The following is a 19,530-nucleotide window of genomic DNA, read 5'->3' as shown; positions in this document are numbered from 1 at the left end:
TTTTTGTATCCATGCTGTCCAAAAAAACCAAATATGCTTTCCATGCCCTCACCTACTTGGGAAAGCACCGCGACCAAAAAACCATCCTCATCCATGATATTGCGGAGGAATACGGGATTTCGCACAAATTCCTCGAGAACATCCTCCTCGAACTCAAAAAAGCCGGTGTCCTTGGCAGCAAAAAAGGGAAAGGCGGCGGCTATTACCTGATCAAAGAACCTAAAGATATTCCACTTTCCAAGGTCATCCGTCTCCTCGACGGGCCGATTGCCCTGCTTCCCTGCGTCAGCCTTAACTACTACGAACCCTGCGTGGAATGCAAAAACGAAGCCGCCTGCGGGCTCAGAAGCGTCATGATCCAGGTTCGCGACGAAATGCTCAACGTGCTGGAAAACAAGACTTTGGCTGATATTTTGGATAGGGAATAAAAATTTTTACGCTAATTCCCTATAATAATTATAGAGTTTACATACTTTTGTATTTGCTATGCATACCCAAATCGATATCCATTCGCTTCAAGAGCAGGTCAGGGGCTTAAGTCCAGCCGATGCTTTGGTGTTGTTGGGGGACTTGTTTCCCGGGAAAGTGACTTTTTCGACTTCCTTGGGACAGGAAGACCAAGTCATCACCCAGATGATTGCCCAAAGCAAAGCACAGGTGTCCATTTTCAGCCTCGATACAGGCAGGTTGTTTTCTGAGACCTTGGACCTGTTGGCGCGTACGGAGAGTAAGTACAAACTCCACATCAAGGTCCTGTACCCGGAAAGGCCCTCGGTCGAAAACCTCGTGGCCAATGTCGGCATCAACGGCTTCTACGAGTCGGTCGAAAACAGAAAAATGTGCTGCTACGTCCGCAAGGTCGAGCCATTGAAGCGGGCTTTGAAAGGCCAACAAATCTGGGTGACGGGCCTGCGCGCCGAACAAAGCGCCAACCGCGCCGGCATGGAGAAAATCGAATGGGACGAAGCCAATAAGATCATCAAGTTCAATCCGCTTTTGGATTGGTCTTATGACGAAATGATTGCGTATATCCAAAACCATCAGATTCCTTACAATCCGCTGCATGACAAAGGCTTCATCAGCATTGGCTGTGCGCCTTGTACGCGGGCGATTCTCCCCGGTGAAGATGCCCGCGCCGGTCGCTGGTGGTGGGAAGATTCGAAAAAGGAGTGTGGTCTGCATGCGAAGTAAGACACGAGACACAAGATGCAAGACGCAAGACTTCGTAATTCGATATTCATCATTCGACATTCGACATTGAAAAATTGAAAGATTTGAAAATTGAAAAATTAATTAATGATTCTTCTTTTTTCGAGGGTTTAACTAATAAATAATAAGGTTCTAAGGCTTGCAGAGGCCTCGTACTTCGTACTTCGAAACTCACATTTGACTATGTCCAACCGATTTATACCCAATCCAAAAGAAGCGGAATCCATCCATATCCTGCGGGAGGTGGCGGCACAGTTTGAAAAGCCGGTGCTGCTTTTTTCGGGAGGAAAGGATTCCATCACCTTGGTACGCCTGGCCCAAAAGGCATTCTATCCTGCGCGGATTCCATTCCCTTTGCTACACATTGACACAGGACACAACTTCCCGGAAACCATCCAATTTCGCGATGAATTGGTGGCTGAATTGGGATTGGAACTGATCGTACGCAATGTGCAAGATTCTATCGACCAAGGGAAAGTGACCGAGGAACGGGGCCGCTATGCCAGCCGAAATACCCTTCAGACCACGACCTTGTTGGATGCGATCGAGGAATTCAAGTTTGATGCCTGCATCGGTGGCGCGCGGAGGGACGAGGAAAAAGCACGGGCGAAAGAGCGCGTGTTTTCTGTCAGGGATGATTTTGGGCAATGGGATGAAAAAAACCAAAGGCCGGAGCTTTTTGACATGCTCAACGGCAAAATCCACCAAGGCCAAAACGTCCGGGTGTTCCCGATTTCCAATTGGACAGAACTCGATGTTTGGGAATATATCCAATCCGAAGGCATCCGCATTCCTTCGATCTACTTCGCACACAAGCGCGAGGTTTTCTTCCGGGATGGGATGATTTGGACTGCCAACGAACACGTGTACAGGGAATCCAGCGAACTGGTGGAAGAGCGGATGGTCCGGTTCAGAACGGTCGGTGATATGACCTGCACGGCCGCTGTGCTCTCCGAAGCAGAAACTTTGGAAGAAGTTGTGGCTGAAATCCGCCAATCGACCATCTCCGAACGCGGCGCGCGGATCGACGACAAGCGCTCAGAAGCAGCGATGGAGAAAAGGAAAAAGGTGGGGTATTTTTGATTTGACACAAGACGCAAGACGCAAGACACAAGAGGAAGGGAAAAATAGGCGAGAGGGGAGAAGCGAGAGGCGAGAAACAAGAGCCAAGAAGCAAGAAGCGAGAGTCAAGAAACAAGAGGTGAGAAGCGAGACAAATGGAGGATTGGCAGAAAGTAATAAGTTGAAAAAAATAGGGAAGGGTGGCCGTCGGAATGGGCGGACCTAACGAGTTCAAGGGTAAAAAATATAAATGGACGTGATCTCAAGTCTTTTGTCTCACGTCTCTAGTCTAATAAAATGGAAAACAGGAAACTCATAAAAATAGCAACCGCAGGCTCGGTGGATGATGGCAAAAGCACGCTGATTGGCAGGCTTTTGTACGATACCCAATCCCTGACTACGGACAAATTGGAAGCAATCGAACGTACCAGCCGGCAGCGCGGGTTTGACTACCTCGATTTTTCCTTGGCAACGGACGGGTTGGTTGCAGAGCGCGAGCAAGGCATCACGATCGACGTTGCCCACATCTATTTCAATACCGACAAAACCAACTTCATCATCGCCGATACGCCCGGTCACGTGGAATACACCCGCAACATGGTGACAGGCGCTTCGACTTCCCAAGTAGCGATTATCCTGATCGATGCGAGAAAAGGGGTGATCGAACAGACCTACAGGCATTTCTTTATCAGCAATCTGTTGCGGATCGGTCACGTCGTCGTCGCCATCAACAAGATGGATTTGGTCAATTACGACGAGGATGTGTACCTCAAGATCAAATCCGACTTTGAGGCCTTGGTAGAAAAGAGTGACTTCGAAGTCGACCAAATCACCTTCATTCCGATTTCGGCGCTGAAAGGGGAAAACATCGCCAAAAAATCCGAGCTCATGCCTTGGTATGTTGGAAACACGCTCTTGGACCATTTGGAAGTACTCGAGCCATCCGACTTGCACGAAAGTGCGGTGGCACGGTTTCCGATCCAGTACGTGGTCAGGCCAAAAACAGAGGCATTCCACGACTTTAGGGGATTTGCAGGCAAATTGTATGGAGCTTCCCTGAAAGTCGGTGACGAAGTGACCGTCTTGCCTTCATTTAACCAAACGAAGATCAAGTCGATCCGATTCTTTGACCAGCAATTCGATGAGGTCTTGCCGGGAGCTTCTGTGACCATTTCCCTCGAAGACGAAGTGGATATCAGCCGAGGAGATATGTTGGTCAAAGCGGGTCAGGAGCCCCATTCCGACAAGCAAATCTCTGCCACGATCTGCCAAGTCAACAGCCGGCCGCTGCGTGTAGGGGACAAGTTTACCCTTCAGCACGGTGTCAATAGAGTCCTTGCGAAAGTAGATACCATCGACGCGGTGGTCAAAACCGATTTCTCCGGCGAGGAACCTGCGCAGCAGCTTCGGCTCAATGATATCGGTAAGGTAAAATTGCGCCTGAGCAAGGCGATCCATTTTGATCCCTACAAATCCAACCGCTCCAACGGTAGCTTCATCCTGATCGATGAAGGCAGCTTTGACACGGTCAGTGTAGGCTTTATTTCTTAGATGATCAAAGCCTGGATCTTTCTAGGCTTTCTTTGATACTCATAAACCACAATCCCTATAGGGAAAATTAATTACAACCATGCAGAGTTTTAGGACAGAAATCGAAAACCCAATCGTCGAAAAAGACATTCTCGAGTTGGAGCGGAAGATCCGCCTATTCCGTGAGGGAAAGATCGACGAGGAGAAGTTCCGCAGCCTCCGACTGGCGCGGGGCGTGTATGGACAGCGGCAGCCCGGTGTACAAATGATCCGGATCAAATTGCCCTATGGCAAGGCGACCGGCGCACAGTTGAGTCGAATTGCCGAAGTTTCTGATACCTATTCTACCGGAAAACTCCACATCACCACGCGCCAAGACATCCAAATCCACTACGTCAGTTTGGAGGAAACGCCAGCCTTGTGGGCGGAGTTGGAAAAGGACGACGTGACCCTGCGCGAGGCCTGCGGCAATACCGTCAGGAACGTCACTGCCTCCGAGATCGCGGGTGTAGACCCAAATGAACCCTTTGACGTGACACCCTACGCGGACGCCGTGTTCCGGTATTTTCTGCGCAATCCGATTTGCGGGGAAATGGGCCGGAAGTTCAAGATGGCTTTTTCTTCTTCTGAAGAAGATACAGCGCTTTCCTACCTACATGATTTGGGCTTTATCCCACAGATTCAAACCTTGGAAGGAAAAGAAATCCGTGGCTTCAAGGTGTTGTTGGGTGGCGGCTTGGGCAGTCAGCCACGGCATGCGGATTTGATCACGGAGTTTTTACCAGAGGACGAATTGATCCCGTTTATCGAGGGTGTTTTGCGGATTTTTGACAGACATGGTGAGCGGGCAAGAAGACTAAAGGCAAGGATGAAATTCCTAGTTTCCGATATCGGGATCGAGGCTTTTCTCAAATTAGTAGAAGAAGAAAAGAAAGCACTTCCCTACAAGACCTATACGATTGATGCGGCAGGTTTCGAAAACGCAAGGGTTTTGAATACCCCGCAGGTTCCTGCTGTGGACGAGCCAAAGGACCTGAACTACGAGCGTTGGAAGTTGACCAATGTATTCCCGCAAAAACAGGCGGGCTTTGTTTCCATCGGCGTGAAGGTGACCTTGGGCGATTTTGATACGGATCAGGCTCGAGCATTAGCGGATTTGGTCAGCAAATTTGCCAATGACGAGATTCGGTTTACCCTTCGTCAAAATATCCTTATCCGCGATGTTCAGGAGACGGCGGTTCCGTTTTTTTACCAAGAATTGAAAAAGATCGGCCTCGCCGATTTCGGCTACAACACCTTTGGAGATATCACTGCCTGCCCGGGTACGGATACCTGTAACTTGGGTATTGCCAGTTCGACGGGCATAGCCAAGGAACTTGAGCGGGTGATCTTGGCAGAATATCCCCAGTACCTCAAAAACAAAGACCTGACCATCAAGATATCAGGCTGTATGAATGCCTGCGGCCAACACAATATGGCGCATATAGGCTTTCAAGGCATGTCCATGAAAGTCGGCAAAGCTGTCGTTCCGGCACTGCAGGTACTGTTGGGTGGCGGCACCTTGGGCAATGGCAAAGGGAGATTCGCAGATAAAGTCATCAAAATCCCCAGCCGAAGGGGTCCACAGGCGCTCAGGATTCTGATCGCTGATTTTGAAAATAATGCAGGCAAGGAGGAAAGTTTCCTGGATTACTATGACCGTCTTGGCCATATGTATTTCTACGAAATCCTGAAAGAGCTTGCCGATACGAGTACAGTCACCGAAAGCGACCAAGTCGATTGGGGGCATGAAGAAGCCTACCAAGTGGCTGTCGGCGTGGGTGAATGCGCGGGTGTGGTGATTGATTTGGTAGCTACCTTGCTCTTGGAAGCAAGGGAAAAACTGGATTTGGCCAAGGAGACATTCATCGAACGGAAATGGTCCGACAGCATCTACCATACCTATGCAGCGATGGTCAATGCCGCCAAGGCGATTTTGCTCAGCGAAAGCAAAAGCACCAATTCCTACGCCAACATCGTGGCATTGTTTGACGAGACATTCATCCAAACAGGTAAGATCAGCCTCAAGTCCGACTTGGCTGCGATCATTTACCAGATCAACCAAAACGAACCTTCCGAGGCATTTGCGAAAGCCTATTTCCAAGATGCTTTGGGTGTGTTTGAGGCCATCAGTGCCTATAGGGAAAGGGAGGTGTTGGCATGAGTACGTCCATCAAACCCAAAGTCACCCTCGTCGGTGCAGGGCCGGGAGACCCCGAACTGATCACGCTAAAGGCCGTCTTGGCTCTCAACAAAGCCGATGTCGTGCTCTATGATGCGCTGATTGATAAGCGGCTGCTGAAGCATGCCCCCGACAAAGCCATCAAGGTTTTTGTGGGAAAAAGGGAGGGCTCTTCCATCAATCCCCAAGAGGAAACCAACAGGCTGTGCGTATCCTATGCGTTGCAGCACGGACATGTAGTGCGCCTGAAAGGCGGCGATCCATTTGTATTTGGAAGAGGGGCGGAAGAGATCGACTATATCCAGGCTTTTGGCATTCCGACGGAAGTGGTGCCGGGTATTTCTTCCTCTGTCGCTGTGCCGGCGGCCGCAGGCATCCCGGTGACCAAAAGGGGCATTTCTGAGAGTTTTTGGGTCATCACAGGAACTACCAGCAGCGGCCAACTTTCCAATGACCTCCGCATTGCTGCGCAATCTACCGCCACGGTGGTCGTCCTGATGGGTACCAAAAAGCTCGCCGAAATCGTAGATACCTACACGAAGCAGGGCAAAAGCTCCCTTCCGATTGCGATCATCCACAGCGGCACCACCCATGAGCAACAGGTGCTCGCGGGTACCATGGCCGACATCCTGTCCAAAGTGGATGGGTTGGGGGATTTGGCACCGGCTGTGATTGTGATTGGGGAAGTGGTGACGGAAAGCTATCAGCTCAAGGAAATCTACCAAGAGGTCGTCCGTGTGCCGAAGGCTGGAAAAGAGAATTCCTACCCGAGTGTTTGAAAAGTAATCACTGAAATTTTCCATGGCCAATCCACTTTACCCCATCTTTCTTAAGGTCCACCAACTCAATGTCCTGCTCGTGGGTGGGGGATTTGTTGGCACGGAAAAATTGGCTTTTTTGCTCAAAAGCAGTCCTGAGGCCCAAGTCACCGCAGTGTCAAAAGCCTTCAATGCAGAGTTTCTGGAATTGGCTGCACAAGCGCCCAACGTGACCTTGATAGACGATGCCTATGACCCCAAATACTTGGGAGCAAAGCACCTCGTCATCGCCGCTACCAACGACAAGTCCGTCAACCGACAGATCCACGATGATGCCAAGGAGCGGTATCTCTTGGTCAACGTGGCAGATACGCCGGCGCTTTGTGATTTTTACCTGGGCGGGATTGTGACAAAGGGAAACGTCAAGATCGCGATTTCCACCAACGGCAAATCCCCAACGACAGCGAAGCGGCTGCGCCAACTTCTCGAGGAGGTGATACCCGAAGACATCAATGACTTGGTCGAAAATATCCACCGCTACCGGGAGACACTCAAGGGGGACTTTGAATACAAAGTGGAGGAATTGAACCGGCTGACCGAAGTGCTCGTAAGGGAACGGGAGAAGTCGCTCTGATTCGCGGGCCAAAATACCGACGAATTCCCTTGGCTTTCGTGCCGGTTTATATGAATCTCGGTTTTACAGGGGAAGAATTTTTACCCTAGCTGACTTGTTTCATCTACGGTTCATTTTTACAATGTAGGAAAAACTGTTCATCTGGGTGAAAAAACAAGGCTTCAAGCTCGGAGTAAGTGCGACTTCTACCTACGCTTTTTGTAGGTTTTTAAATTGAGAACTTTCTAAGACGAATATCCCTGATATGCCCTTTGATTAGGCAACTGGGCAGGAAAAAAATAGATCCCGCACGCTTCGATCGGCGGCTTACCACTGTTACTTTTCAGTGGTTTAGAGAATGCTTTTCTTCCTATATTTCCCATCAACTTTCTTGAAGCATGAAACGAACAGAATTTCTAAAGCTGACCGGACTGGCTGTCGGGGCGTCTTTTGTAACCAATCCCTTTGATCTGTTTGCCAACCAAGCAGTGGAAGTTCCTGCAACTGCTTTAGAACTGAGCCGTTACATGTTGTCCATGGCACCTGAACGGAACCCGACCGTAGACCGTGTAATTGTAGGCGATCCTGATGCTCCAATCAAGAAAGTCGCCACCTGCTGGACCCCGTATTGGGATACGCTGCGCAAAGCCAAGGATGCCGGCGCAAATGTGGTCGTAACCCATGAGCCCACTTTCTTTACCCATTGGGACATGGACGAAAAGCAAGGAGACTACCACCGATTTCCCGCTGCCCAAAAACAATACATGGAATGGGCCGAAAAGAAGAAGGCCTGGATTTTGGAAAATGACCTCGTCGTGATCCGAAACCATGATTCGATCGACCAGATCATGGATTTTGGCATGTCCGCGGCTCTTGGGAAGGTTTTGGGTTTTGGTCCTGGGGATATCTTGCGACAGGAAAAGTACTACACGGTATACAAAATGGGACCGATCAAGGCGGGTGTTTTTGCCAAAAAAATCTCGAAAACACTGGCGGAATTCGGTCAGCCGGGCGTGGGTTTCTATGGGGACGAAAACAGGCTGATCCAGTCCATTGGCGTTGGGACGGGCAATGCAAGTGATCCGATGCAGTTTGCGCACATGGACCCTGATATGTACCTCGTGATCAACGATGCGTTCCGAACCTGGTCACACGGAGAATTTGCGACGGACTCCGGGAAGCCGATGGTGATCATCGACCACGGTACCTCAGAGGAACACGGCATGCGGCTCTTGCAGCAGCATCTCCGAACAAAATTCCCCGAAATGGATATCGTACATCTGGAGCAAGGATGCAGCTATAAATGGATTGTGCCATAGTTGCGCTAGGGATGAGCGATTCCGGCCGATAGATTTTGCCCAGTATAGAGGAGTCTGTTGAAGTTTCTGCCAAATTCGAGCCAACCCTGTTTAGAAATCGGAAATTACTTCCAAGCATTCCGCAAAAAACGCAACCAGTTTTTGTGCATTACTTTTTCAATATCCTGGTCTGCATACCCTCTTTTCTTCAAAAGACCGGGGATTTTTTGGAGATCGGCGATCGATTCCAAGTCATAGGGGCATTGTTCGCGTCCGAAGGCTCCATCCAGATCAGAGCCGATTCCGATATGGTTGGCATTGCCGGCGATCTGACAGATATGGTCCATGTGATCAATCAGTTTTTCGAGGCCACAGTCCATGGCCTTTGGGTCAGACTTGCCACGAACCCAATTGGATACCATCATCCAGGCATCCATGGCGCCACCAATTACCGCCCCGCGTTCGACAAGTACTTTGATTTGTTCGTCGGAAAACTGGCGGTTGTGATCGACCAATGCGCGGACATTGTTGTGGCTGGCCCAAACATGACCTTGGAAATGGTCCATTGCTTCCCAAAAGCTGTCATCGCAGAGGTGTGTTGCGTCGAGAATGATGTTGAGCCGCTCCATTTCTCTGAGAAGTTCACGGCCTTTCCCGACCAAACCTCCCTTTGCGTCCGTGCCATTGGCGTATCGACCGGGGCCATAATGTGCCGGACCAATTGCCCGAAGTCCCGAGGCATATGCCTTTTCGAGGTAATGCAGGTTGACGATGCTGTCCGCCCCCTCTAGCGAAAGGATGTAGCCGATGGGCTTTGTGCCCAAAGGGAGCTCATGGACCCACAGGTGGAGGTGTTTTTCGAGCGATTCCAAATCCCGGATTTGGACCATTTCCCCTTCATCCTCCATGGCCTTGTACCAAGCCAGTTGGCCTTGGGTCTGTGCCCAGGCTTGCTCGGGCGAATGCCAACCCGGCAAGGGATTGTCAACATCTACATAGCGGGCGATTTGTGTGGCTACCACAAGTCCGATATTGCCCTTGCGCAATTCTGGAAGAGAGACGGTAGCCTTGGCACGATCAGGCTTATCGGTCAGGCCCTTTTCCCGCGCATTGATCGCGGAAAGCGGCTTGGTCAAGTCCCTGTTCCATTCCAGGGCGTTCATACTCAGGTCCAAATGGGCATCAATGGTAAACATGCGGCGAGTGCTTTTTTGTAACCTTGGAAAAATAAGAAGAAAACGGGAATGGATGCTCAGGCTTGATCACAAACAAATTTGCAAAGTGAGCCCCGCATTGCCAGAAGCATATTTTCCCACCTCCAGCACAGCATAACTCTTTTCAGCGAACACTTTCCTGTAATCTCTCCAAGAATAAAAAACATCGAAAAAACAAATTACCCCAACTCAAACAGCGCCTCGATTTCCACGGGGATATTGTCTGGCAGTGAACCCATGCCTACTGCACTGCGGACGCCGATACCGTTTTCGGTTCCCCATATCGCGGCGAACAACTCGCTGCAGCCATTGATGACATAGGGATGCCGCTCAAAATCCGGCGTGCAATTGACCATACCGAGCACCTTGATGACCCTTTTGATCCGGTTGAGCGAGCCAATGTTGGCTTTGATCGTGGCAAGCATCGCGAGGCCCACCTGCCGCGCCGCGAGTTTGCCAGCCTCGATATCCATATCCTCACCGATGCGGCCGATAATCAGCGTGCCGTCCTCTTTGACGGTCCCATGTCCGGAGAGGTAGAGGTATTTGCCATCAACAAGGCAAGGTTTGTAAACGCCCAAGGGCTTGGGGGCGGGAGGTAGGCTGAGGCCTAGGGAAGCGAAGTTTTCTTCAGGGGTATGCATATTTTAGATTTGAGACGGGAGATATGAGATTTGAGACGTTAGATATAGGATACAAGATACAAGAATCAAGAGGTTAGAAATGAGAGAGGAGAGATCTGAAACAAGATGTAGGAAGCAAGAATAGGGAGAGTCTTGAATTCTGGAAATTCCATCTTCGGTCGTCGGCATTCCTTCCATTTTCCCATTGGTCCTCCTTCACCCGGCATTTCTACACAAAGATATCCAATACAAGCACACCTGCCAGGCCGACTACTGCGACGATGGTTTCCATCAGGGACCAAGATTTGATGGTGTCCTTGACACTGACGTTGAAGTATTCCTTGTACAGCCAAAACCCCCCATCGTTGAAATGGGAGAACATCAGGCTGCCAGCACCAATCGCCAAGACCAAGAGATTCGGATCAACTCCCGATGCACCTACCATCGGCGCGATGATGCCCGCAGTGGTCAGGCCGGCCACAGTCGCCGAACCTACGCAAACCCTGATAATCGCCGTAATCGTCCATGCCAAAACCAACGGATGCACGTCCCAACCTTGCAGGTTGTCGGCGATGGTCTGACTGACGCCTGAGTCTAGGAGTACCTGCTTCAGTGCACCTGCACCCGCGATGATCAGCAGGATCATCGCAATGTCCTTGGTCGCTGCCACATAGATATCCATCAGGGCAGGGATTTTGAAGTTCCTGCGAACACCCAAGGTATAAGTCGCCAAAAGCAGGGAAATCAACATCACCATTCCCGGATCGCCGATGAATGAAATGATCGGGGCAAGGCTGCTTTCTTTATCCGCATTCAGGTTGAAGATAGACGTACCAACCAATAGGAATACGGGAAACAACGCCGAAAAGAAGCTGTTGAAGGTGCCGGGAAGCTCGGCTTCCGCTTTGGGTTTGGCCTGGAATGTATCGAGCGGCTTGGCATCTATTTTCTTCAAAAACTTGGCAAACAAGGGTCCCGCAATGATAATCGTCGGTACGGCCACGATCAAGCCATAGGTCAATGTCAGGCCCATATTGGCCCCAAACTGGGCCACCAAAGCGGCAGGTGAGGGATGCGGCGGCAGAAATCCATGTGTGACCGATAGTGCGGCCAAAAGCGGAATCCCTACATAGACGGCAGGTAGTTTGAAGCGGTAAGAAACCGTAAATACCAAGGGTACAAGCAGTACAAAACCCACATTGTAGAACAAGGGGATACCTACGACCAAGCCAGTGACCATCATCGCCCAAGTGACGTTTTTGACCCCGAAGATGTCCATCAGGGTATCAGCGATCCTTTGGGCGGCACCGCTCTCCGCGACGAGCTTACCCAACATGGCGCCCATCACGATCACGATCACCAAGTCCCCGAGCAGTCCACCCATGCCTTTTTGGATCGAACCTGCGATGCTTTGCGGGGGAATGCCCAATAGAAAGCCCGCCAAAATGGAGGAAATCAGGAAAGCCAGAAATGGATTCAGCTTGAGCCAAGTGATCAGCAGAATGAGCACCGCGATGCTTACAAAAACAAAAAGGATGGTCATGGTTCGTCTGGGTTTGATGGACAAGATAATTAAAAATGGGTTTTCAGATGGCTTTTTTGGGACAAATGCGCAAAGCCGTTGAGAGACGGGAAATGGAGAAAAGTACCAAGTACCAAGTACAACGTACCGAGGCGATGGGCATGGGGGACAATGTATTGAAAAGAAGATTTTAGGAATATTATTGTTTCCAGAACCTGACGGTTTCCGTGTAATTGTTGTCGCTGAATCGCATCAGGTACATGCCGGGAGGAAGGTTTTCCAAACGAGTGCGCCAATTACCATCTGGATATCTTTCGCTGAAGAGAAGCATTCCACGGTAATCACTCAGGCTGACCATCGTGTGGCTGGTTTGAAACTTCTGTGGGAAAAGGACATGCAACTCCCCTGAATGATAGGGGTTTGGCCAGATGCTGATGCCTGATTCGGAAAACTGTTCTGCTGCACTGCGGATACGGAAGACCGGTGTACAGGTGCTTTTCCCATCCAAGTCATGCTGGCAGATTTTGAAGAAGACATTTTTTTCCGCGAAAGACTCCAGATAGCTGAACGCGTATTTTTGTTCGCCTTCCGAATCTCCCATTGACTTGACTTCCCCCACCTTGCTGAAGTTGGAAATCCCGCCTATGGATCGGTGGATCGAGAAATGCCGATTGTCTCTTTCCTGCACTGAAGTCCAATTGACCGTGATATGGTTTTGGTTTTGGATCGCCTCATAGTCTTTCCAAATCAATGGCAACACCGACAGCGGGCCAAAACTCCCCACAGTGAAGCTTTGTCCGTTGATCTCACTCAGTGAGACCGTGCGCCTAGCCCACTGTTGGTCAGGGTCGATCGCCACCAAATGGCTTCCCGGCGCAGCCTGCCCGTTGCTTACAATCCTCAGGTCCTCGACGGCAAACACCACCAAGCTGTCTGCCGAGATCCGCATTTCCAATGTTCCCGGGCCTGCATTGAGCCCCTCGATTTCGAAGTAGGAATTGAGTTGGTACAGGATCGGCGTGCCGTCATTGTCGTCATAGTTGGGATCCCAATTGGCGCCGGGAATCTCCACCATTCGCACACGTAGGTTGCCACCGTTAGTGTTGCCGAGGAATTGGACTTTCCTGATGCCGCCCTGATAGCTGTCTTCAAAGGGGAATGTCCCGTTGGTTTCACTTAGCGTGGTAGGTGGGTTTTGGTAATGAAAACGGTGGAGGTTGAGCCATTGTCCACCTTCATAGAAAAGCCCGCCCGTACCTGCCGTATTGACAAAAAGATCAAAACCGTTGAAATCCACCTGGCCATCCCTCATTATGAGGTTGCGTTTGATCGAAACGTCCTCGAAAGCAAGGACAGTTCCGGACGGCTTGTGGACTTCGACCTGGGCCACGTTCAGGTTCCAATTGATGATCTGCTGCATACCGTCCCCATTCAGACGCAGATAGGTTGGGGACTCGGTGATGCTTCCGCCGTTCAACAAGGCGATGTCCCCCGCTACAAAAACAGAGTCAGGTAATTGCTTTGTAGCATTGTTTTCGAAAAGGAGGTTGTGGTATTGATTGGGTTTTGAGGCGCTAGACAAAACCCGTCGCACCAAGCGTTGTGTGCCTGAATTGGAGCGGTAGTACACGTTTCCTTCCATTCTGAAATCTGCCACATCCAAGGTTGGCTCGCTGCCCAGGAACACGAGGTTTGCTCCTGGTTTCACATGGAGGAGTGCGCCGGGAACAGCCGCTGACCTGCGTATGATTTGCTCCAAAGGCGCTGAGCATTCGGAAACAAGGGTCGCGCCCGGTTCTATGATGAAGTCGCCGTATGGACCCATCCCATTGAAGATTGTTTGGTTGTTATAGGAAAAAGTCGCACAGATGGGCGTGCCTGCCGTATTTACCTTTTGGAGAACCGTCCCCGATTGGATGATGAAGGTATTGGCTTTGAATCCGGCATTGACGGTTAGTGTAGCGCCAGGATCAGGGTCAAAAACCACCGTGTAGCGGCTGTTGATATTGCTTGCGCTCCAAGAACCGCGCTCGACAACCGTCCTCGATACTCCTTTGAAAACGACCCGACCTGCTTCTGGATAAATCCAATCCGTCAAAAGACTCGTGACATTGTTCAGGAAAAATACCCCACCGATTGTTTCCATGGCTCTCAATGCACCATATACCCTTAATTCGAAGGATTGGAGATTCAACTTCCTTCCCGGTGTGGATGCGCTGAAGAGATACACATGATTTGCGGCTTCGTTGGCGGTGAGCCTGATTTCATGTCCTTGGTCGATAAAAATGTTATTGCTTTGGGTTGGCTTGGTAGTGGCGGCAACCCAAGCCGCACCATCCCATCTCTGCCAAACAGCCGGATTGTTGTAATCCCCGGAGCTTATGGTCCGGTAGTCCCCCAGCTCCAGTGGTATTTGTGCCCAGGCGGACTGACCAATCCACAAGGCCAAAAAGAACAAAAGAATGACATCCTTTGGCAAGCCAAAAGATTTTGAAAACCCAATACGATTTTTCCCGCCGTAAACACCCATATTTGAAAAAGTCTATCACCTTCATGAATTTAGTTGTATGGGCAAGCATTTGAAAAAGTTACTCCTTATTTACCCGTTTATTTATTCGACTATTTTTTTTGCCAACGCACAGCAATACCAGGTTTCGCTTTTGACCTGCGATCCGGGAGACCAATTGTACTCGGCTTTTGGACACAGCGCCATCCGGATATGGAACAAGGAGACCAACCAGAACTGGGTGTACAACTACGGGACATTCGATTTCAATACACCGTTTTTCTACCTCAAATTCACCCAACGAACGCTCGACTACATGCTCAGCGTGACGACATACGAGCGGTTTTTGATGGAGTACAACTATTTCCAGCGCAATGTCCGTGAGCAGGTCCTCGACCTCAGTCCGGAACAAATTGCGAAGCTGATCGAATTTTTGGACAACAACTACCTGCCCGAAAACCGGTTTTACCGCTATGACTTTTTCTATGACAACTGCGCGACGCGGATAAGGGATGTGATGGAACAGGTCCTGGGAGAACAGCTGGATTGGAATGAAGACCTGCTGGCTGAACAAAAAACCTTTAGGAACCTGATCGACGAATATGTGTACCCCTTGCCTTGGGCGGATTTTGGGATTGATTTGGCATTAGGCTCTGTCATCGACATAGATGCAAAGGAACGCGAAAAGCAATTCCTGCCTGATTACATGGAGGCGGCATTTGACCGCGCCGTGATTGTTGGTGACGGCCCTAGCCGCAAACTGGTAAAGGAAAAGCTCGAAGTGCTCAATTTTCCGCCAAGGGAGTCAAAGATGGACCTGCTCAATCCCTATGTGCTTTGGTGGATATTTGCCATAGCGGTTGTGGTTTTGACCTTTGTAGGATATAAGAAAAAGCGGCTTTACAAGGGCTTCGACGTCGGTTTTTTCGCGGCGTTGGGATTATTGGGACTTGTCATTGTGTCACTCTGGTTTTTTACTTTCCATTCCCAAACCAAACTCAACTGGAACGTGCTTTGGGCATTGCCAACCAACCTGATCCTTGCTTTCGCTTTGTTGGGAAATCAAGTCAAACCTTGGGTGAGGAAATACCTGCTCGCGGCGATGACCTTGACCAATGTGGCCCTGTTGGTTTGGATATTCGGGATTCAATCCTTTCATCCGAGCATCGTGCCGGTTTTGTTGGTGATTTTGCTTCGGACAAATTTCTTGTATTACAATATGGATAGGTTTGGGTGGGAGAAAAAAGCATAGCCGATTTCTCTTTTTCCCAAACTTTTTGCTTCCCTGCGAGTGTTATCTATTTTCAATTTTGAGGTATGGAATTCAAACTCACATCGGAGTACCAGCCCACCGGGGACCAACCTGAGGCCATCCGACAATTGGTCGAAGGCGTTGATAACGGGGATTCTGCCCAGGTGCTGTTGGGTGTGACGGGCTCGGGAAAAACCTTTACCATTGCCAATGTCATCCAGCAGGTCCAAAAGCCAACGCTGGTACTCAGCCACAACAAGACCCTTGCAGCACAGCTTTACGGGGAATTCAAGCAGTTTTTCCCGGAAAACGCGGTGGAGTATTTCATATCCTACTACGACTATTATCAGCCTGAGGCCTTTATTCCCACTTCCAACACCTACATCGAAAAAGACCTTTCGATCAATGACGAAATCGAGAAACTACGCCTGAGTGCCACTTCCGCATTGCTGTCGGGCAGACGCGATGTGATTGTGGTTGCTTCTGTTTCATGCATTTACGGTATCGGGAATCCTGACGAATTTGGAAAAAACGTGATCCGCCTGCAGGAAGGAGACAGGATTCCCCGGAACCAATTGCTGTTCAAGTTGGTGGATATCCTCTACAGCCGCACCAACAATGATTTGAGCCATGGGACGTTCCGCGTAAAGGGAGATACCGTGGACGTCTTTGTGGCGTATGCTGATTTCGCCTACCGGATATTCTTTTGGGGCGATGAGATCGAAGCAATTCAACGTATCGATCCGGCTTCGGGAAAAAAGATTTCGGACGAAAAGATCATTTCCATTTTCCCGGCAAATCTCTTCGTGACAGGCCGCGACGTGATCGACACGGCCATCCATGAAATCCAGGACGACATGATGGCGCAGGTGGCTTTTTTCGAAAAGGACCTGAAATTCATCGAAGCAAAAAGGCTAAAAGAACGGACCGAATTTGACATGGAGATGATCCGCGAGCTTGGCTATTGCTCGGGGGTGGAGAATTATTCAAGATATTTCGATAGGAGAAAACCGGGAACACGGCCTTTCTGCTTGATTGACTATTTTCCTGACGACTTTTTGATGGTCATTGACGAAAGCCACGTGACCGTGCCGCAGATCCGAGGTATGTGGGGCGGTGACCGTTCACGCAAGGTGAACTTGGTGGAATATGGATTCCGCCTTCCCTCAGCCCTGGACAATCGGCCTTTGAATTTTGACGAGTTTGAAAGCCTGATCAACCAAGTCATCTATGTCAGCGCGACGCCTGCGGATTTTGAGTTGGCCAAGACAGAGGGCGTAGTGGTGGAGCAGATCATCCGTCCAACAGGATTGCTGGATCCCATCATCGACGTGCGGCCCAGCGCCAACCAAATTGATGATCTCTTGGAGGAAATCGACGAGCGGGTCAAAATGGGCGATCGTGTATTGGTGACTACCTTGACCAAAAGGATGGCGGAGGAACTCCAGAAGTACCTGGAGCGCGTCGGGGTGAAAAGCCGCTACATCCACTCAGAGGTGAAGCCGCTCGACCGGGTCGAGATATTGAGGGAGTTACGCTTGGGAATTTTCGACGTATTGGTGGGCGTAAATCTATTGCGGGAAGGCTTGGACTTGCCTGAGGTTTCCTTGGTGGCGATTTTGGATGCCGACAAGGAAGGATTCCTGCGCAATGAGCGTAGCCTCGTCCAAACGATCGGCCGCGCAGCGCGAAATGAAAACGGCAAGGTCATCATGTATGCGGATACCATTACCGAATCCATGCAGTCCGCCATCGACGAGACCAAGCGGAGACGAAGCCTGCAATTGGCCTATAACGAGGAAAATGGTATCGTTCCCAAAACTGTCCGCAAATCCAAGGAGAAGATCCTCGGCCAAACCAAAGTGGCCGACAGTAAGAAAAACGCCAAATTCTACGACGAACCGGTGGATGCGGAAGCCTTGGTAGCAGCGGATCCTGTCGTACAGTACTTGAGCAAGGATCAGTTGGAAAAATTGGTTGCCCAAACCCAGAAGCAGATGGAGAAGGCAGCCAAAGAACTCAACTTCATGGAGGCGGCCCGTCTCCGTGACGAATGGCAGGGACTCAAAAACAGGCTTGAGGAATTGAAAAGGGGCGTTTGATAGACAGGCTTTTCCCGAAAAAGACAAAAGAATTCCAAAACAATGACCCTGCAGGATATCCACAAATTGGCGAAAGAGGGCGAAGGCCTCCGGCTGGAGTTCAAAAAGAAAGCCATGTTTCCCGAGAAAATTGTGCGTGAATTGATCGCTTTGGCCAATACCGAAGGAGGGTGTTTATTGGTAGGTGTGGATGATGACGGCACGGTCAGCGGGCAGCGCTTCATTGAAGAGGAGGTTTTTGTAATCAAAAATGCAATCGCGGATCTGATCCGACCCACTTTGGATTATGAAGTGGAGATTTTCAAACTGAGCGAGAAAAAGGGCGTGGCGGTTTTCCAAATCCCTAAATCCCCTTCACGGCCGCACTACATCCTTGATGGTGAGCGCAAAAGGGCCTACGTGCGCTCCGGAGAGAAGAGCCTGCAGGCTAGCCGGGAGATGTGGGAGATCCTCAAGAAAAGCAGAGTTCCGAAGGATATTGTTTTTACCTACGGCGAAAAGGAAACGGTGCTGATGAAGGCCTTGGCGCAGAAGGGCCAAATCACACTCGGCGAGTTCCAACAGCTGGCCAAACTGCCCCGTTTCTTGGCTTCCAAGACACTCATCAGGCTTGTATTGGCCAACGTCCTTCAGGTAATGCCTATGGAGAAGGAGGACATTTACATTCTCAAGGAAGTGTAGGGAAGCTTTGTCCCAAAGCGCTCATTGAAGCCCAAGATGCCTTGAAGCCCGCCCGTATGCATCGCAAGGATGTTTGATCCGGGAGCAAATGCTCCTTTTTTCACTTGATCCAGGATCCCAAACATCATTTTTCCAGTGTAAACGGGGTCCAAGGGGATGCCCGTTTGCGCGAAGAAATCCAACATAAAATCAAGCAACTCGGGTTTGTGCTTTGCATAGCCGCCAAAGTGGTATTGGTCCAAAATCCGAACAGCTCCCCTTGGCTGAATTTGGTGAAGTTCCAGAAGTTGGTTTATCTCATTTTGGATAGAAAGCCACTTCAGCGATGAGAATCCCAAAAGCGTCTGATGGGAAAACAAGCTCCCCGCGATGCCCGCAAAAGTGCCACCCGTACCGATTGCGACCGCAATGTGGCTGAAATGTTCATCCTCAGCCAATAGGATTTCCTTCGTACCGCTAATAGCAAAAGCATTGGTCCCACCTTCAGGAATCAGGAAAAACTCGACGAATTGCTGTTTCAGACTTTCCAAGAATGTTTCCTGGGTTTTGATTCTGTAACTCTCCCGGTCGACATAATGCAGCCGCATTCCAGCCTCCGTCGCAAATCTGAGTGTCGGATTTAGCGGAAAGGTTTCTTCCCCTCTGATGACGCCAATAGTCCTGAAACCAAGTATTTTTCCCGCTGCCGCAACCGCATGGATATGGTTGGAAAAAGCGCCTCCAAATGTCAGCAGGGTATTCTTTCCCTGCTTTTTGGCTTCCGCGATGTTGTATTTGAGTTTGAAAAACTTATTGCCGGAGACCATGGGATGCACCATGTCCAATCTCCGCAGAGAAAGCCTGATTCCCTTTTCCCGAAGGATGGGCAGGTCGATTTCTTGGGTTAAAATTGTCTCAGGAAAAAGCATTCGCCATTGGTTCTTGTTGGGGCATCTTATA

At 50.0% G+C, this 19,530-nt stretch carries 17 protein-coding genes; 12 read left to right on the top strand and 5 right to left on the bottom strand.

The features are described from left to right. The first annotated feature begins 11 nt into the window (after nucleotides 1-11). From C943_RS10995 to C943_RS10955, 8 genes are all read left to right on the top strand, one after another. The gene (locus tag C943_RS10995; protein WP_008627637.1) at nucleotides 12-428 is read left to right on the top strand and encodes an RrF2 family transcriptional regulator; all 417 of its coding nucleotides are present in this window, start codon (nucleotides 12-14) and stop codon (nucleotides 426-428) included. Nucleotides 429-486: 58 nt separating this feature from the next. After that, nucleotides 487-1,191, top strand: coding sequence for a phosphoadenylyl-sulfate reductase (locus tag C943_RS10990; protein ID WP_008627636.1), 705 nt, complete (start codon nucleotides 487-489; stop codon nucleotides 1,189-1,191). Nucleotides 1,192-1,392: 201 nt separating this feature from the next. Next, nucleotides 1,393-2,292: a sulfate adenylyltransferase subunit CysD gene (gene cysD, locus C943_RS10985; RefSeq protein WP_008627634.1), complete on the top strand. Its 900-nt coding sequence runs from the start codon at nucleotides 1,393-1,395 to the stop codon at nucleotides 2,290-2,292. Between the two features lie 276 nt (nucleotides 2,293-2,568). After that, nucleotides 2,569-3,822 carry a sulfate adenylyltransferase subunit 1 gene (locus C943_RS10975; protein ID WP_008627632.1) on the top strand — a complete coding sequence of 418 codons (1,254 nt, stop codon included), beginning with the start codon at nucleotides 2,569-2,571 and terminating at the stop codon, nucleotides 3,820-3,822. 79 nt (nucleotides 3,823-3,901) lie between these two features. Continuing rightward, nucleotides 3,902-6,004 (top strand): HEPN domain-containing protein, encoded by a 2,103-nt coding sequence (locus C943_RS10970; RefSeq protein ID WP_008627631.1) that lies wholly within the window; start codon nucleotides 3,902-3,904, stop codon nucleotides 6,002-6,004. After that, on the top strand, nucleotides 6,001-6,801 hold the full coding sequence (gene cobA, locus C943_RS10965; RefSeq protein WP_008627630.1) for a uroporphyrinogen-III C-methyltransferase: 801 nt from the start codon (nucleotides 6,001-6,003) through the stop codon (nucleotides 6,799-6,801). The genes C943_RS10970 and cobA overlap by 4 nt, the downstream gene beginning before the upstream one ends. Before the next feature lie 22 nt (nucleotides 6,802-6,823). After that, nucleotides 6,824-7,414, top strand: coding sequence for a precorrin-2 dehydrogenase/sirohydrochlorin ferrochelatase family protein (locus C943_RS10960; RefSeq protein WP_008627629.1), 591 nt, complete (start codon nucleotides 6,824-6,826; stop codon nucleotides 7,412-7,414). A 377-nt stretch (nucleotides 7,415-7,791) separates the two neighbouring features. After that, on the top strand, nucleotides 7,792-8,712 hold the full coding sequence (locus tag C943_RS10955; protein WP_008627628.1) for a Nif3-like dinuclear metal center hexameric protein: 921 nt from the start codon (nucleotides 7,792-7,794) through the stop codon (nucleotides 8,710-8,712). 104 nt (nucleotides 8,713-8,816) lie between these two features. Here C943_RS10955 and C943_RS10950 read toward each other — a convergent pair whose 3' ends face one another. From C943_RS10950 to C943_RS10940, 3 genes are all read right to left on the bottom strand, one after another. Then, nucleotides 8,817-9,887, bottom strand: coding sequence for a dipeptidase (locus tag C943_RS10950; RefSeq protein ID WP_008627627.1), 1,071 nt, complete (start codon nucleotides 9,885-9,887; stop codon nucleotides 8,817-8,819). Nucleotides 9,888-10,084: 197 nt separating this feature from the next. Beyond that, the gene (locus C943_RS10945) at nucleotides 10,085-10,549 is read right to left on the bottom strand and encodes a RidA family protein (RefSeq protein WP_008627625.1); all 465 of its coding nucleotides are present in this window, start codon (nucleotides 10,547-10,549) and stop codon (nucleotides 10,085-10,087) included. A 208-nt stretch (nucleotides 10,550-10,757) separates the two neighbouring features. Next, on the bottom strand, nucleotides 10,758-12,071 hold the full coding sequence (locus C943_RS10940; RefSeq protein WP_008627623.1) for a gluconate:H+ symporter: 1,314 nt from the start codon (nucleotides 12,069-12,071) through the stop codon (nucleotides 10,758-10,760). A gap of 35 nt (nucleotides 12,072-12,106) precedes the next feature. On the opposite strand from C943_RS10940, the gene C943_RS22215 reads away from it, so the two are divergent. After that, complete coding sequence (locus C943_RS22215) at nucleotides 12,107-12,244, top strand: hypothetical protein (RefSeq protein ID WP_008627621.1); 138 nt, start codon at nucleotides 12,107-12,109, stop codon at nucleotides 12,242-12,244. A 5-nt stretch (nucleotides 12,245-12,249) separates the two neighbouring features. On the opposite strand, the gene C943_RS10935 is transcribed toward C943_RS22215, so the two are convergent. Next, a complete protein-coding gene (locus C943_RS10935; RefSeq protein WP_245545535.1) occupies nucleotides 12,250-14,529 on the bottom strand; it encodes a T9SS type A sorting domain-containing protein in 2,280 nt (759 codons plus the stop codon). Nucleotides 14,530-14,617: 88 nt separating this feature from the next. Between C943_RS10935 and C943_RS10930 the strand changes: the two genes are divergently transcribed. The 3 genes from C943_RS10930 (at nucleotide 14,618) to C943_RS10920 (ending at nucleotide 18,591) form a co-directional block, all read left to right on the top strand. Continuing rightward, entirely contained in the window at nucleotides 14,618-15,808 is a 1,191-nt protein-coding gene (locus C943_RS10930) for an Lnb N-terminal periplasmic domain-containing protein (protein WP_008627617.1), read from the top strand. 65 nt (nucleotides 15,809-15,873) lie between these two features. Further along, a complete protein-coding gene (uvrB, locus tag C943_RS10925) occupies nucleotides 15,874-17,910 on the top strand; it encodes an excinuclease ABC subunit UvrB (protein WP_008627615.1) in 2,037 nt (678 codons plus the stop codon). Between the two features lie 42 nt (nucleotides 17,911-17,952). Continuing rightward, nucleotides 17,953-18,591, top strand: a complete 639-nt coding sequence (locus C943_RS10920; protein WP_008627614.1) for an AlbA family DNA-binding domain-containing protein — start codon at nucleotides 17,953-17,955, stop codon at nucleotides 18,589-18,591. On the opposite strand, the gene C943_RS10915 is transcribed toward C943_RS10920, so the two are convergent. After that, nucleotides 18,570-19,499, bottom strand: a complete 930-nt coding sequence (locus C943_RS10915) for a 1-aminocyclopropane-1-carboxylate deaminase/D-cysteine desulfhydrase (protein ID WP_008627611.1) — start codon at nucleotides 19,497-19,499, stop codon at nucleotides 18,570-18,572. The genes C943_RS10920 and C943_RS10915 overlap by 22 nt on opposite strands. Between the last annotated feature and the right edge of the window lie 31 nt (nucleotides 19,500-19,530).

It is taken from the genome of Mariniradius saccharolyticus AK6 (assembly GCF_000330725.2).
In the GTDB taxonomy this organism is placed as follows: domain Bacteria; phylum Bacteroidota; class Bacteroidia; order Cytophagales; family Cyclobacteriaceae; genus Mariniradius; species Mariniradius saccharolyticus.
This window is presented reverse-complemented; position numbering and strand designations above follow the sequence as displayed.

What these genes read in the sequence shown, in the direction of transcription:
- C943_RS10945 (WP_008627625.1), bottom strand. Translation starts at nt 10,549, where the DNA reads ATGCATACCCCTGAAGAAAACTTCGCTTCCCTAGGCCTCAGCCTACCT.
- uvrB (WP_008627615.1), top strand. Translation starts at nt 15,874, where the DNA reads ATGGAATTCAAACTCACATCGGAGTACCAGCCCACCGGGGACCAACCT.
- C943_RS10940 (WP_008627623.1), bottom strand. Translation starts at nt 12,071, where the DNA reads ATGACCATCCTTTTTGTTTTTGTAAGCATCGCGGTGCTCATTCTGCTG.
- C943_RS10920 (WP_008627614.1), top strand. Translation starts at nt 17,953, where the DNA reads ATGACCCTGCAGGATATCCACAAATTGGCGAAAGAGGGCGAAGGCCTC.
- C943_RS10955 (WP_008627628.1), top strand. Translation starts at nt 7,792, where the DNA reads ATGAAACGAACAGAATTTCTAAAGCTGACCGGACTGGCTGTCGGGGCG.
- cobA (WP_008627630.1), top strand. Translation starts at nt 6,001, where the DNA reads ATGAGTACGTCCATCAAACCCAAAGTCACCCTCGTCGGTGCAGGGCCG.
- C943_RS10950 (WP_008627627.1), bottom strand. Translation starts at nt 9,887, where the DNA reads ATGTTTACCATTGATGCCCATTTGGACCTGAGTATGAACGCCCTGGAA.
- C943_RS10975 (WP_008627632.1), top strand. Translation starts at nt 2,569, where the DNA reads ATGGAAAACAGGAAACTCATAAAAATAGCAACCGCAGGCTCGGTGGAT.
- C943_RS10930 (WP_008627617.1), top strand. Translation starts at nt 14,618, where the DNA reads ATGGGCAAGCATTTGAAAAAGTTACTCCTTATTTACCCGTTTATTTAT.
- C943_RS22215 (WP_008627621.1), top strand. Translation starts at nt 12,107, where the DNA reads ATGGGTTTTCAGATGGCTTTTTTGGGACAAATGCGCAAAGCCGTTGAG.
- C943_RS10960 (WP_008627629.1), top strand. Translation starts at nt 6,824, where the DNA reads ATGGCCAATCCACTTTACCCCATCTTTCTTAAGGTCCACCAACTCAAT.
- C943_RS10970 (WP_008627631.1), top strand. Translation starts at nt 3,902, where the DNA reads ATGCAGAGTTTTAGGACAGAAATCGAAAACCCAATCGTCGAAAAAGAC.
- C943_RS10990 (WP_008627636.1), top strand. Translation starts at nt 487, where the DNA reads ATGCATACCCAAATCGATATCCATTCGCTTCAAGAGCAGGTCAGGGGC.
- cysD (WP_008627634.1), top strand. Translation starts at nt 1,393, where the DNA reads ATGTCCAACCGATTTATACCCAATCCAAAAGAAGCGGAATCCATCCAT.
- C943_RS10995 (WP_008627637.1), top strand. Translation starts at nt 12, where the DNA reads ATGCTGTCCAAAAAAACCAAATATGCTTTCCATGCCCTCACCTACTTG.
- C943_RS10915 (WP_008627611.1), bottom strand. Translation starts at nt 19,499, where the DNA reads ATGCTTTTTCCTGAGACAATTTTAACCCAAGAAATCGACCTGCCCATC.